The 14,332-nt window shown below is 70.2% G+C and carries 9 protein-coding genes and 1 pseudogene; 5 read left to right on the top strand and 5 right to left on the bottom strand.

The genetic code is table 11. From position 1 onward, the window contains the following. Nucleotides 1–16: 16 nt before the first annotated feature. The 5 genes from OG943_RS34695 to OG943_RS34715 all read left to right on the top strand — a co-directional run bounded on the left by OG943_RS34695 (nucleotide 17) and on the right by OG943_RS34715 (nucleotide 4,022). Nucleotides 17–1,546 (top strand): hypothetical protein, encoded by a 1,530-nt coding sequence (locus OG943_RS34695; protein WP_328605145.1) that lies wholly within the window; start codon nucleotides 17–19, stop codon nucleotides 1,544–1,546. Between the two features lie 484 nt (nucleotides 1,547–2,030). Beyond that, a complete protein-coding gene (locus OG943_RS34700) occupies nucleotides 2,031–2,159 on the top strand; it encodes a hypothetical protein (protein ID WP_328605146.1) in 129 nt (42 codons plus the stop codon). A gap of 510 nt (nucleotides 2,160–2,669) precedes the next feature. Beyond that, entirely contained in the window at nucleotides 2,670–2,861 is a 192-nt protein-coding gene (locus OG943_RS34705; protein WP_328605147.1) for a hypothetical protein, read from the top strand. Between the two features lie 21 nt (nucleotides 2,862–2,882). Continuing rightward, the gene (locus tag OG943_RS34710; RefSeq protein ID WP_328605148.1) at nucleotides 2,883–3,053 is read left to right on the top strand and encodes a hypothetical protein; all 171 of its coding nucleotides are present in this window, start codon (nucleotides 2,883–2,885) and stop codon (nucleotides 3,051–3,053) included. A 216-nt stretch (nucleotides 3,054–3,269) separates the two neighbouring features. Continuing rightward, nucleotides 3,270–4,022, top strand: a complete 753-nt coding sequence (locus tag OG943_RS34715; protein ID WP_328605149.1) for a hypothetical protein — start codon at nucleotides 3,270–3,272, stop codon at nucleotides 4,020–4,022. Between the two features lie 2,054 nt (nucleotides 4,023–6,076). Here OG943_RS34715 and OG943_RS48515 read toward each other — a convergent pair. From OG943_RS48515 to OG943_RS34740, 5 genes and pseudogenes are all read right to left on the bottom strand, one after another. Further along, nucleotides 6,077–6,403 (bottom strand): annotated as a pseudogene (locus OG943_RS48515) (WXG100-like domain-containing protein); the annotation flags it as partial. A gap of 41 nt (nucleotides 6,404–6,444) precedes the next feature. Continuing rightward, a complete protein-coding gene (locus OG943_RS34725; protein WP_328605151.1) occupies nucleotides 6,445–7,266 on the bottom strand; it encodes a hypothetical protein in 822 nt (273 codons plus the stop codon). Continuing rightward, nucleotides 7,263–7,661: a YbaB/EbfC family nucleoid-associated protein gene (locus tag OG943_RS34730; protein ID WP_328605152.1), complete on the bottom strand. Its 399-nt coding sequence runs from the start codon at nucleotides 7,659–7,661 to the stop codon at nucleotides 7,263–7,265. The genes OG943_RS34725 and OG943_RS34730 overlap by 4 nt, the downstream gene beginning before the upstream one ends. Before the next feature lie 19 nt (nucleotides 7,662–7,680). Then, nucleotides 7,681–11,001, bottom strand: coding sequence for a right-handed parallel beta-helix repeat-containing protein (locus OG943_RS34735; RefSeq protein ID WP_328605153.1), 3,321 nt, complete (start codon nucleotides 10,999–11,001; stop codon nucleotides 7,681–7,683). Between the two features lie 31 nt (nucleotides 11,002–11,032). Next, entirely contained in the window at nucleotides 11,033–14,290 is a 3,258-nt protein-coding gene (locus OG943_RS34740; RefSeq protein WP_328605154.1) for a hypothetical protein, read from the bottom strand. Nucleotides 14,291–14,332: the final 42 nt, after the last annotated feature.

Genomic DNA, 14,332 nt, shown 5'->3' on the forward strand with positions numbered 1-14,332 from the left:
CACCGGGGTCGAGCACGTGCACGCGTACACCGGCGGCGTGCGCTATCTGGTCGAGCTCGGTGAGGTGCTGGTTACTCTCCAGCTGCGACGTGATGCGGGCGTGCTCGCGGGGGGTGTTGTCCGGCAGGCTCTGGGCGACGGCCTGACGGAAGTTGTCGTGCGCCGTGTCCCCGCCGGCGATGACGGCGTCGAGCCCGTGGACGCCGAGGATCGTGTGCTGGTCCGGGTTGAAGGCGTCCCGGCGGACGACGGTGCCGGGCTTGGCGTCGACGGTGCGGCTGCCGTTGACGGTGACGTGGGTTGGGCTGGGCGCTTCGGTGGGGTAGTGCAGGTTGGGCTTGGACGGGGGGTTGTGGCCTGGGGTCTGGTTGTGGTGCTGGTTTTCGTGCTGGTTTTCGTGCTGATTCTGGCTGTTGTGCTGGTTTTGGTGCTGGTCTTGGCTCTCGTGCTGGTTCGGGTTTTCATTGGCGCTGCTGTCGGTGTTCGGACTGTGGTTGCCGTTGTGGTCGGCGTTCGGGCCGTGGTCCGTGTGCGGTGCCGACGGTGTGGTCGCGGCCGGGTCGCCGAGGTGGTGGTCGCGGATGTTCGCGGTGTTCGAGACGTTCTCGAGCTGGCTCAGGTTGTGCGGCGTCAGCGAGGAGTCCGTCCACGCGTCCGGCCCCATCACCCCGGGGGTGTCCTGACGGTTGAACAGCAGCCGGTTGTCGCGATAACCCTCGCCCAGCCCGAGGAAGTGCATCACTTCGTGGGTGAGGCCAGTGCTGGCGTCGTGCACGTCCCAGTTGAGCTGGTTCGTGGCCGGCGTGTTCCCGTCCACAGTGGAATCGTGGATGTTCACCGGCACGCCGCGGGACGAGTCGGACTCCCAGCCGTCGTCGTCCGGGTGAATATCGTTGGTGGCGTTGGCATCCACCCGCACGTGCAGCTGGTCTCCGCCAGGGAGCCGGTAGTGCTGGTTCACCGTCGCGTCGAGGTGGCTCTGCAAGTCGGCGGCCAGCTGGTTACGCGCGTCGATCGACACCGAACCCGACTGCGAGGTCAGGTCCAGCGGAACGGTGAACTCACGCACCCAGTTTCCCGGCGACTCCTCGAAACGCCGCACGTCGTACCGCATCTGCGTGATCGCCCCACCGAGCTGACCACCACGCAGCCCCTCACGATTACCCGCGAACTGCTGCGAAATCGACTTCGCCGGATCGAACCGCTCCGACGAGAACCGAGTGGCGGGAGCGGAATCACGCTGGTGCGACCAGTCTTTCTCGCCGGGGAGATCCTTTGTGGACGTGCCCGGCTGAGGCTTGGCATCCGTGCCCGGGTTCGCGGCCGGCGCGGGCTTCGGCGGCGCGGACGACGTCTGGTTCGGCGCGTCGTTTTGGTCGTGGTTCTGGTCGTGGCCCTGGTTCTGGTCGTGGTTCTGGTTCGGCGTTGTGCTGGTGTTTGCCGTGTTGCGGGTGCCGATGCTCTCCTTGAGCGCGTCGTAGGCGCTGCCGTCCGGGTTCGGGTCGTGCTGGCGGTGCGGCCGGCCGTTGTCGAAGTCGGTGCGTGAGTCGGTCTTCGCCTGGAAGTTGTAGGAGCCGTACTCGGCCAGGTCGTCGAAGCGCTGGCCCTTGACCAGATCGCTGAATGCCTTGCCGTTCGGGCCGAGGGGGCCGTCGGAGTCCAGTGAGACCATCTGGAAGCGGTCGCGGAACTGGTCGCGCTGGGCGGCGCGGTCGGGGTGGAGCATGCGCTCGTAGGCCCAGCTGAGCGTCGACTGCGCGTCGCCGGTGATGCCCGCGATCGTACGGTTGAGGCGGTCGGTCTCGAGCTGCTGGTGCATGGCCAGCGCGTGGACCTCGAGCTTCGGCCCGGGCAGCCGATCGAGCCGTTGCTGCAGGTAGTGCTGCGCGGCGAGCAGCGACTTGGCGCTCTCGGTGTAGTCGATGACAACGATGTTCTTGTTACGCGGCAACCCGTTCAGGAATTCGGCGAAGTGCTCCCCGAGCATGTCCTGCTGGTCCTTGGTGAGCCCCGGGTCACCCTCGAACGCGGTGTTGAGCACCGATTCGCCGGTCGAGGGCCCCGGCCGGAACTTCGACAGCGGCACCGACACGGCGTCGTGCCCGTTCGACTGCAACGCGGCCAGCACCGGAGCCGGACTGCGGCCGAGCCCGACGTAGCTGAACCGGTCCGGCGGGTACTTGCCGGTGACCCAGTCCGCGAAGTCGTGGACGGCGCCGGTCCAGGCCTGGTGGTGCTCGATCTCGCGCGCGCCCGCATCGGTGGCGACGTCCTTGAGGAAGCCCCCGATATCGTTGACGTCGTACACCCGCACGGGGGCGCCGTCCCGTTTCGGGTAGATAAACTCGTGGACGTTCTCGGTGCGGAACGGCTTCAGCGCGTCCGTCTGCCCGTGATCGACCTGCCACTTCGCCGCGATCAACGGCGTCAACCCGACGGTCGACCCATCATCCTGCCTGATGAACGCCCGCTCCGACGGCGCGTAATCCCGCCGCGGCGGGGCCGCGTCACTCTGCGGACCGGTGGTGTCCCAATAGGACTTGAACCGCGAGTAGTCCCGCATCTCCTGGCGGTTGGCGGGGTCGAGCTTGCCGTAGGACTCGATCTGCTGGGCCGTCGTGCGCTGGTCGGGGTTCGGGTTTGGGGACGATTCGGGGTTCGGGTTTGGGTTGGGCGCGGTGTTCTGGTTTGGGTTGGGCTCGGTGTTCGAGTTCGTGTTCTGGTTTGTGCTCGGCGTCGCGGTCGGCTCGGTGTTCGGGTTCGGCGCGGGATTGGTGCCCCGCGGCCGGGGCGCGCTGGCCGGGGTGTGGAGATTCTTGGCGACGGGTGCATCGGTGGCGGTCTTGATGCCGGTGTTCTGATCGGTGCCAGTGTTCCGGTCAGTGCTGGTGTTGCTGCTGTTCTTGGTGGCTGGGTTCGGGCCGGTCTTCGCGTCGGGCCTGGCGCCGGTTTTGGTGTCCGGCTTGGTGTCCGGCTTGCTGTCCGGCTTGCTGTCGATGTTGGCTGCGGGCTTGCTGTCACTCTTCGGGTCAGTCTTGACGGCCGGGTTCTGAACAGGCGACGTCTTCGGGTCGGAACTCGGGTTCGGCCCGGCCTTGGCGTCCGGGTTCTGATCGATTTTCGAGTTCTGATTGGTGCTCGAGCTCGTGTTGCTGTTGGTGTTCGGCTTGTGGTCCGTCTGCGAGCCGTTGTCCTGATGTGGCTCCGGCTTGGCGTGACCGTCCGGGTTCAACGCGGGGCTGGGGTCGTGCGAAGTCGTGGGACCAGTCGTGGAGGTAGCCGGCTTCGGGTTGACCGACGGTGTCACGTCGGTCTTGGTGTCGACCTTGGTGTCGGTGTTCGTGTTGCTGTCGACCTTGGTGTCAGTGTTCGTGTTGGTCTCGACCTTGGTGTTGGTGCCGGTGTCGACTTTGCCACCGGTGTCACTGCTGGTGGACGGGTCCTGCTTCGGCGCGGTGTCGACCTTCGGTTCGGGGCTGGTCGAGGTGACCGTCTGCGGGGTGGGCGTCGGGTCGTGCCGGAGTGAACTCGGCACGTCGACACTGCTGCTGTGCTCTCCGACAGTCCCCGGCGATGTCACGTTGGGCCCGGACGTCGGTTTGACCCCACCAACACTGCCCGCCACAGCCGTCGGCACCGACTTGTTCCCGGACGGAGTCGTGCCACCGGCGGGCTCGGTCTTGGGACCGTTGGTTCCCGAGTTCTGCGTGGTGGTGTTGGGATTCGAGTTCGTGCCGGAGTTCGTGTTGGTGTTGGCCGTGCCGGTGCCGGTACTAGTGGTGCCGGTATTGGTGTTCCTGGGACCGGCATTCGTCAGGTTGCTGTTGGCGTTGCCAGGCCCGGTGTTGGTGGTCTCCGTGTTGCTGTTGCCGGTGTGGGTCGTGCTGGTGCCGGTGTTGGGATTGCCGGCGTTGGTCATGCCTGGGCCGGTGTTGGTGTTTCCCGGGTGGGTGCCGGAATTGATCGAGCCGGTGTTGGGGGTACCGGAGTTCTGGCTGGTGTTCGGCGTGGGACTGCCGTGAGTGGTCGTACCCGGAGTGGGGCCGGCATTGGCATTCGTGTTCGGAGTGGGGCCGGTGTGAGTGGTCGTGTCCGGCGCGGGACCTGTGTTGACAGCCGTACTTGGGGACGGGCTGGCATGGGTCGACGTGTTCGGGGAGGTGCTCGGTCCCGTCGGCTGATTGGTGACGGGGGAATCGGTGTGCTGACGACCGCCGAAACCGGGCAGGCCGCCGTCGCTGTGGTTCTGCCCGCCGGGTGTGGGCGAGGAGTTCCCGATCCCTGTTGAGGGAGATGGCGCCGGAGTCGAATGGGTCCCCGCCGACGGTGGCGGTGTAGCGGTGCTGGTGCCGACGTTCGCGGGTGGCGGAGTCGAAGTGTTCGTGTCGACGTTCGCAGGCGGAGGAGTCGACGTGGACGGACCAGCATTCGCGGGCGGCGGCGTTGATGTGGGTGTACCAGCGTTCGCGGGAGGCGGTGTTGACGCGGGTGTACCAGCGTTCGCTGGCGGCGGGGTGGAGGTGGTGCCGTTGTTAGCGGCGGGGGGTGGGGTGGACGTGGGTGTACCAGCGTCGGCGGGTGGCGGGACGGTGTTGCCCGTGTTGACGGAGCCGGCGGTCGGGCTGCCTGGCGTCGCTGGTGGGGGGACTGGGTTGCCTGTCGTGACGCTTCCGGCGTCGCCTGGAGTTGCCGGCGGCGGAGTGGAGGTGTTCGGGGTGCCGTTGCCGGTGGTGCTGGAGGTGCCTGAGCCGGACGTCGTGGAGCCGGTGTTCTGGGAGCTTGAGTTGGTGCCGGGATTGGTGGCGCCAGAATTTGTGCCACCGGTGTTCGTGCCACCGGTGTTCGTGCCAGTGGAGTTGGTGGCACCGGTGTTGGTGCCGCCGGTGGTGGTGTTCGTGCCACCAGTGTTCGTGCCAGTGGAGTTGGTGGCACCGCTGTTCGTGCCGCCGGTGCTGGCGCCGGTGTTTGAACCGCCGTTGTTCACGCCGCCAGTGTTCGTGCCATTGCTGTTCGTGCCGCCAGTGGTGCCGGGGTTCGGGCCACCGGTGGTTGAGGCGCCGTTGTTCGCGCCGTTGTTGGTCGTGTTGGTGTTTGTGCCGCCGCTGTTCGGGGAGTTGGGGGTGTTCGCGCCGGTGCCGGTGGGAGTGCCGGTCTGGTTGGTGCTGGTGTTCGGAGAGTGGTTGCCAGAGGAGTTGCCAGAGCTCGTGCCCGGCGAGCCGTTTCCGGAAGAACCCGTGCCCGGCGAGCCGTTACCGGGAGAACCCGTGCCCGTGCCGCCGTTGCCGGAAGAGCCCGCACCCGACGAGCCGTTGCCAGGAGAACTCGAGCCGGAAGACCCAGAAGAACCAGCACCCCCCGAAGCCGGTCCAGAAGTGCCGCCCGAACCACCCGTGTCCGTTGTAGACGGTCCATGGTCACCACCACCAGCAGGTGGCGGCGGGGCCTTGATATCCCCGACGTTCCCCTTGTTGAACCCCGTGTCCCCGACATCGTTGGGGCCCCCGCCCTTGCCCCCGCTGTCGCCGCCGTTCTTCATGCTGTCGGCCAGGGATTCGCCGGCGTGGTGGGCTCCGTGGGTGGCCGCGCCGCTCAGGCCGCCGTTCAGGGCCGACCAGCCCAGGCTGTCCAGGTCACCGCCGAAGGCGACGGCGCCGAGGCCGCCGACCACCACTTCCGTGGCGGCCTCGATGCCGGACTCGCCGAAGACGTTCTTCGAGAAGTTCGTGCCGAACTTGTTGTCGAACTTGCCAAGGCCCTTTCCGGCACCATGGGCGAAAGCGCCGCCCGCGCCGCCGAGGATCGCGGACTGTTTGATGGAGTTCCAGTCGAAACCGTTGCGGTTGCCCTGCGCGATCTGGATGCCCTGGGCGAGCATGTCCTCCGCGACCTCTTCGATCGCCTCCTCCGCCGCCTCGCGCGCGATCCGCGAGAGCAGGCTCGTCAGCCGCTGGATCAGGGTCCGCTCGACCTCGTTGACGACCTCACGCCCGACCGCCATGATCTCCGGCACCAGCGGCGCCGTGAACGGGTCCGCCAACGCCCACAGCACCTCGGCCGCGGTGACCGCGATCGAGATCAACATGCCGTACTTGGCGTTCTCGATGTTCAGCGCCTGCTCACGCAACGACGCCGCCTGCTGCTGTGCCCGCGCCACGAACGTCGAGCCCATCGTGCTCAGGTTGTTCGCGAAGCCGATGAAGTTCGTCTGCACGTCGCCGCCGACGTTCGCCGTCACGTGCTGCGACAGCTGGTTGAAGCCCTGCCCCGCGGACGCGATCCGCTGCGCGACGTCGTCCCACTCGGCGGCCAGCTCGCGCAACGCGTCCTCGTCGCCCTGCGGCCAGGCGTCACCCGCGATGATGTAGAAGATCCAGTTCAGACTGGGGTCGACCATCAGGCTCATCGCGGGTTCACCTCACTTTCCCTTGCCGCAGAACAGAAAAGTCAGGCCGGAGGCTCCACCGGGGTCGTGGGGATCGGCGGCGTGGAGACGCCCTCGGTCACCACTCCTTCGTCACGCACCCCGACGTCGCGCGGGAACGACTGCGCCGGCTCCAGCGGAATGCCCGGCGTCACCTCGCCCGGCCTCGACGACGCCAAAAATTCCCGCGGCTGCAACGGTTCCGCCGGCACACCCCGCTCCGCGGGCATCGCCTCGACCCGCTTGGCCCGTTCCATCGGCACGGCCTTTTCGGCCGGTATCCGCTCCGCGAGCACACCCCGCTCGGCCGGGACCATCTCGCCCTTCTCCATCGGCTTCAGCGCGCTGAACTCCGTCCGCTCCGCCGGCACGCCCGGGTCACCCGGCTCAGCCAGCCGCCGCTTGGCCATGAACGCCTGGGTCGGCTTCAACGCCGCCTCCCGACGCGCCAGCGGCGGGTTCGACGAGCCATCAGAGCCACCGGAGCCGTCAGAGCCGCCGGAACCGTCGTTCAGCTTCTCGAAGTTGTTGCGCAGGTCCGTCGCCATGTCGAACGCGCCGGCGTCGGCCTCGCGGAACGAGCTGGCCATGTCGCCGATCGCGTCCTTGGTGCCGTCGACCGCGCGCGACCACGCCTTGATGCCGTCGTGGATCTCGCCGACCGCCTTGACGTGCGTCTGCGTGAAGTTGTTGCCGTTCTTGTCATTGCCCGCCGCCGCGGCGACCCGGCCCGGGTTGCCGAGGTCGGCGATGCGCTGCGCGAGGCTCTCGATCTCGGACGCCTTCTCCCCGAACCCGTTGCGGCCGGTGTCGAGGCCGTCCGCATCGACGAAGAACTCGCTCATGACCCGTTCCCTTCCTCGAGGCCCGGCACCCGCGCGGCGATCAGCGCCCGCACGTCGACCTGGCCGCTCATCATGTCCTGCGCGGAGAACCCGGGCGGCAGCATCGGCGCCAGCTCCTCGGCCGACGCGGCGATCGAGGCCCGCCGCGCCTCCGAGATGGTCCGCACGATCACCGACGCCAGCTCGGCCGGCGCCATCCGCTTGTACGCGCTGGTCGGGAACGACAGCTCGGTCAGCTCACCGGTGCGCCCGACGGTGGCCGTCACCTCGCGCCGCGCGGAGGTGGCGGTGCTGGTGAGCGATTCCATCCGCTCCTTGGTCTCCGTGAGACGCTCGCGCTGACGCTGGTACGCACCAAGCGCGTCTTCGAGCATCTTCTCGTACGGCGAAGCCATCAGAAACCTCCCTGGTCCCTCATCCCACCGACGCCAATCCCTGGCCGAGCGCCAGCGCACCGGTCTCCGGCGGCCGGATGCCGCGCAGGTCCGCCGCCGCGAGCGTGCGCGACGCGGCGGTGGCCGACAGCGTCCGCGCCAGCTCGTGCGCCGCGTGCACCGTGTGCTCGGACGCCGCCGCCAGCTCGTGGGCCAGCGCGTCACGGACTTCGTCGGGCACGTCGTGGCCGCGCCGCGCCAGCTGCCGCACCGCGACCTCGGTCAGTTCGTCCACTGTGTACTCACCGAGCTCCCAGCCGACGGTGAACAGGCCGCGCAGCGTGGGCACCAGGCCCAGCAGGGCCGACACGCGCCGGGCCTCGCCGGTGAGCACGACCACCGGGTCCGCCGGGCGGCGTGACACGGCTTCGGCGACGGCCTCGACCACCTCGACGCCCGGGGTGTGCGTCGAGGCCTCCCAGTCGCCGTCGAGGTCGAGGACCAGCACGCCGCCGCTCGCGTCGTCCATGGCGGTGCGCACGAGGTGCTCGGCCTGCCCGGGCCAGCGCGGGAACAGGTCGTCGGCGACGGAGCACCGGACGAGCTGCCCGACGCTGACCAGCCCCAGCTCGGTGAGCGTCTGCGCGTAGAGCTTCGCGAACTCGGCCCGGCCGGACCCGCGCGGGCCGCCGATCACGACGTTCGCCAGCTGTCCCAGCGGTTGCCGGGTCTGCTTGAGCCCGCCGAGCCGTACCAGCTGGTTCTGCGCGTGCTGGCGCACGGTGGTCTGGCCGACGAGGTTCCGCAGGCGGTTCCAGCTCGTGCTCGCGCCGACGGCCGCGGCCGGGTCCGAGCCGACGGACACCGCCGCCTGCGCCGCCGACGGCAGCAGCGCCAGCTCCGCCCGCAGGTCCTCGGCGGTGAGCCGGTTCAGCTCCGAGTCCTTGGACGGCGGCTGCAGCGCCAGCCGTGACGCCTGGTTGTTCACCATGGCCTCGAACAGCTTGCGCGCCACGCGGCCGTTGCCGAACGTGGAGTTCTTCGGCACCCGCTCGAAGTACTCGCGCAGGGTGGTCATCGCGTCGTCGGTCAGCTCGTAGTAGTGCTTGCGGGTCAGCCCGGTGGTGATGGTGACCAGCTCGTCGACGCTGTAGTTCGGGAACTCGATCGTGCGCGTGAAGCGCGAGGCGAGGCCGGGGTTGGAGTCGAGGAACTGCACCATCTGCTCGGAGTAGCCGGCGACGATGACCACCAGCGAGTCGCGCTGGTCCTCCATGATCTTCATCAGCGCGTCGATGGCCTCCTGACCGAAGTCCGGGCCGGAGCCGCCGGAGCCCGCCGCCAGCGTGTACGCCTCGTCGATGAACAGCACGCCGCCGATGGCCTTCTCGACCACCTCGGTGGTCTTGATCGCCGTCGAGCCGATGTACTGGCCGACGAGGTCCGCGCGCGCGACCTCGACCATGTGCCCCTTGGACAGGATGCCCAGCTCCGCCAGCACCGTGCCGTAGAGCCGCGCCACGGTGGTCTTACCGGTGCCGGGCGGGCCCGCGAACACGAGGTGCCGGCTCATCGGCGGCATCGGCAGGCCCATGCGCTCGCGCATCTGGGACATCTTGATCAGGTTGATCAGGCCGGTGACCTCCTTCTTCACCCCCGCCAGGCCGACCAGCTGCTCCAAGTCGCCCAGCGGCCCGTCGACCACCTCGCCGGCCGCTTCGCTCACGGTCGTCGCGGCGCGCGGCTCGCCGGGCTCGGGGAAGGAGCCGGCCAGCATCATCGGCTCCGCGGTGGCGCGCGCCTGGTCGGTGATCAGGTTGTCCACCGTCACCTGGTCCTCGCCGAAGCGGTGCACGGGCTCGCCGGACGCGTCGTTGACCACGCAGTCGCGAATGGTGACGGCCTCGCGCGTGTCGAGCCGGAAGCCGTCCTCGCCGGCGCCCAGCACCTCGCACTCGACCAGCGACACCCGCGCGCGCTCCTCCACCGCGACGCCGTTCCGGCCCGCGTTGCGCACCCGGCAGCGCGAAGCGGCGAGCACCGCACCCGGCGTGACGGTGATGCCGTCCGCCTTCGCGTCGGCGATTTCGCAGTCCTGCAAGGAGATCTCGACCTCACCGGCCACCTGGACGCCACCACCGCGCACCAACACGGACTTCAGCGACGACGGTGTGCTCCCGCCGAGCTTCACGGCGTGCTCCGCGGTGGAGCCCACCCGGATGTCGGTGACGGTGAGGCGCGCCGACTCCGTGACGTCGATGCCGACCTCGCGGCCGGTCTCGATCGAGGCGTCGGCGAGGTCCAATCGCGACTGTCCGGAAAGGACGATTCCGGGGCCGGAGTCCGTGGTCAGGCGCAGCCCGGTGATCTTGGCGGCCGACTCGGCCGAGACCAGCACGGCCGTCTGCGACGAACCGCGGACGGTCGCGCGCTCGAACCGCGGCGTTGCCTCGCCGTCGACCATGATCGCGACCGGCGAGCCCTCGAACGTGCAGTCCACGAACTGCGGGGCCGCGTTCCCGGTCGCCTGCACGGCGTTGCGCTCGGCGCCGGAGAACACGCACTCGCGCAGCAGCGGCGCGGACGAAGCCGCCACGTGCGCGGCCTGCATCGGCGCGGAAAGGAACTGCGAGCCGGCGACGGAGATGCGGCCCTGGCTGGTCAGGTACAGGTCGACGTTCGCGCTCTCGCGCACGGTGAGGCCGGTGACGGTGGCCCGCCCCTGCTGCTCCACGACCATCGCGGGCTTCTGCGCACCGGAGATCTCGCACTGCTCGACCACGGCGACGGCCTCGCCGTTCACGCAGATGCCGTTGCCCTGCGGGCGGGCAACGACGCAGCGGCGCAGCACCACCGAGCCGACCTCGGCCACCACGACGCCGGACGACGCGACGTCCAGGATCTCGGTGTCTTCGATCGTGCTCTGCGAGGACGAGGCGATGACGATGCCCGCGCCGGCACTGCTGGTGACGCTGCAGCCGCGCACCGCGAGCGAGCCCTGCAGACGCGCGAGCAGCGTCGCCCAGGACGCGCCGACGAGACGGCAGCCGTCGAGCGCCGCTTCGCCGCGGACGACGTCCACGGCCACCAGCTTGTCGTCCTCGCTGATCAGGGTGAACCCGCGCAACTGGACGGCCTCGGAGTTCGCGACGAGCACACTGCCCTCACGCGCGACGACCTCGACCGTGCCCGCCCCCTCCTCGGCGACCAGCGACACCATGCGGTCCACCACGAGGTTCTCCTCGTAGCGGCCCGGGTACACGCTGATCGTCGCGCCGGGCTGGGCCTGCGCCAGCGCCGCGCCGATGGTCGGGAACGCGCCCTGCCGGTCGCCGGCGACCACGAGCAACTGTCGGTTCATCGAATCCGCCTCTCCCGCCTCAACATCGCACTCACACCAGCCCCGGGAGCGCGCCGAACCGTTCCGCTGCCTTTTTGTCCATCGGTTTGCGCCCGTCGGCGTCGGTCCACACCTCGAGTTCACGGCGCAGTGAGACCAGCGCGAGCTCGTCCAGCGAGATCCGGTCCGACGCGACCTTGCCCGTCTCGTCGACCTCGCTCGTGGTCAGCTCCCGCAGCAGCACCAGGCCGCGCGCGCCGTCGGCGGGCTCGCGCAGCTCCAGCACCTTGAAGCTGGTGCCGGGCACGAACAGCACCCGGTTCTCCACGCCGGACTCGGCGGGCTCCAGCAGCTTCGTGCGCCGCGCGGTGATCGACCAGACGAGAACGTCGGTGTCACCGTCCAGCGTGGACGACGGCTGGGTCAGCGTGTTCAGGAAACCCCACTCGGTGAGGACTTTCTGCGTCCGGTACAGGGTGTTCGCGCCTTCGGACAGCGAGGTCGCGAACGTCGCGGGCCCCCGGTGCGACGGCAGCCGGCTCAGCCCCGCGACCACACACCGCGCGATGGGCACGTGCGGCCCGTTGACGCCGCTGCGCAGCCCGGCGTCGATCGCGGTGCCCTTGGCCGAGAGGTACAGCTGCACAGCAACCGCGTCGGTGAGGACTTCCACCGACGAGGTCGACAAAGCGCCCTGGAAGCCGGGGTGCTCGGAGAGGATGCGCGCGATCGAGTTGGACATCAGGCCGTACTCCGCGCCGAGCGACTTGCGCAGCCACTCACGCTCCTTGTCGACGCCGCGCTTGGGCAGGAGCGCGGTGGACTCGGGGCCGGGGGTGGGTTGGAGGGCGGCGGGGCGCTTGGGGGTGGTGGGTTGGGTGGGGGTGGTGGTTGCGGTGGTTGCGCTTGTGGTTTCGGGCTGGCCGGGGGTGCCGCTCGGGGCGGGCTCTGGTGGGGCGGTCGTGGTCGCGGTCGAGGCGGCAGCGGGGGTCGCCGGGCCGTCGCCGGAGGTCGCCGGGCTGGTCGCGGGGGCCAGTGGGCCGGAGCCGGAAGTCGCCAGGCCGGTCGCAGGGGTCAGCGGGACGGAGCCAGAGGTCGCCAGGCCGGTCGCCGGAGCCAGTGGGCCGGAGCCAGAGGTCGCCAGGCCAGTCCCGGAGGCCAGTGGGCCGGGGCCGGAAGTCGCCAGGCCGGGAGTCGCCGGGCCGGGAGTTGCGATCGGGTCGGGGGCGGTGGTCTTCGGCTCGGTCGCGGGGCCGGGCACGTTGGCGACCGGCGGAGACGGCGGAGCCATCGCGGGCGGAACGGGCGGGGCGGCGGCCACCGGCGGCATTCCCGCAGGTGGGGTCGCGGGCGGGGTTGCTCGCGGAGTCGCGACCGGCGCGGACGCCATCGGCATCCCGGCGGGCGGCATGGCCGGGGGAATCGGGGCGGGCGGCGTCACCGGGAAAACCGGCGAGGGCGACGATCCCCAGCTCGACGTCGGGGGTGTGGAGAAGTTCGGTGGCGTGAAGTTGGGCGGGGTGAAGTTCGACGCCGGGAGTCGCGGCGGAGTCTGGGTAGAGGTCGAGGCGCCCGGGGCCGGGACGGCCGAGGTCGAGGCGGCCGGCACCGCGGTCAAGCCCGCGACCGGAGCCGAGGGAGCCGAAGCCGTCGAGGCCGAGCCCACGACCGGTGCCGAAGCCGCACCCTCAACCGGCTTCTCCTGAGCCACCTTCTCCTCAACCGGCTTCTCCTCAACCACCGTCATCGGCAGCCGAGCCGAGGTGATCGTGATCGGAGTCCCCACCGCTCCCACCGCCCCCACCGCGGACAGCGAAGCCCCCAACCCCGGGTCGAGCCGCTGAGTGATCGTCGGCTCGGAGCGGAGGAACGAGGGTTCCGAGGTGGCGTCCAAGCCGAGGTCCGCGGCGGCGGCCGGCCGGTAAGCCGACGCCTCGCTGGTCACCGCCTCCGTCGAACCAGAGCCAGAGCCAGAGCCGGCCCCAGCGAGCACAGGAGCCGGCTCACCCGCCCCGATCTCCCCCAGCGCCTTGGTACGGATCTGCCCACGAGAACGCTCGGCAAGCAGCGCGCCCGAAGGCAGCACGCGGCTCATCGCGCGGGTGTGCTCGTCCAGCCGCGCGAGCACGTCCTCGGCCAGCAGGCGCATGCGGTCGACGGCGTCCTCGCTCGGGGCGTCGAACGTGAGGTTGTTGACGGAGTTGTCCAGGGTGATCGTCCGCACCGCCGGGGTGTCGGGGCCGTCCTGCGGCGGGCGCACCAGCAGGCCGGACTGGACGACCTCGATCACGGCGTCGGGCGCGTACCAGTACACGGCCGGGGAGATCTCGTCCAGGCCGTTGATCGGGGCGCGGTGCTTGAGCAGGCGCGGCGTGGGCGAGCCCTGTGCCGTGCGCGGCTTGTACCCGATCTCGCGGACGAACGTCGTCCAGCCGAGGCGGCCGTCGAACAGAACCGTGCGCACGTCGACGGACTGCGCCGCGATGACGGGCAGGCCGGGGTAGAACGCGACCTCCCGGCCCAGCAGGTCCGCGAGCGCCTGGCCGAGCGTGGTGCCGCTGGGCATCGACATCGGGCCGTACTGCACGAACCGGGTGTTGGCCCGGACGTTCTCCGGCAGCCGGACCCACAGGCGGGCGACGTCGTCGAGGGTGAGCGGCGGGCAGCCGGGGCAGCCGAGCACGACCGTCATGGTGTCGGGCTGCGCGGGCAGGCCGCGGGCCAGCGCGCTGCGGTGCTCGCGCTGCTGCAGGTCGAAGCCCACCGGGCGCACCCAGAGCCCGCCCGGCAGCGGCTCCGCGACACCGCGTGAGCTGGTGGACGTCAGCTCCGCCGTCAGCCCGGAGTCCCAAGACGGGCGCGGGAAGCGCTTGGCCTCCCACTTCGGCGGACGGCCCGGCTGGAACTTGACCCAGCCGCTGCCGCGTCCGGAGTGGACGAACAGGGTGCCGCCGGCGCTCGGGATCACGGAGCCGTCCGGCGCCAGCACGGTGCGGTTGATCCGCTCGGCCAGCCACTGCCCGGCCAGCGCCGACGTCTCCCGCGAGCGGCCGCCGATCACCAGCCGGACCCCGCGACGGCGCCGCGGCAGCACCTTGGCCACCGACTCCCACATCGAGATCGGCGAGTCCACCGGCAGGTCGACGACCACCAGGTCGTGCTCGGTGTCGGCCGCGACGCCCAGCGCGAGCGCCTGGGCCTCCTCGGTCATCCCGGCGGCGGGGTGGACGACCAGAGCGTTGCCGATCGTCTGCTTGTCGAGGGGGGCGCCGGAGGCACCGTTCCCGCGACGCATCAGCGAGAGGTCCATGATCACCTTCGTCCTTCCTGCCGCGGCGGCCCGGCACCGGCC

It is taken from the genome of Amycolatopsis sp. NBC_00345 (assembly GCF_036116635.1).
GTDB lineage: Bacteria > Actinomycetota > Actinomycetes > Mycobacteriales > Pseudonocardiaceae > Amycolatopsis.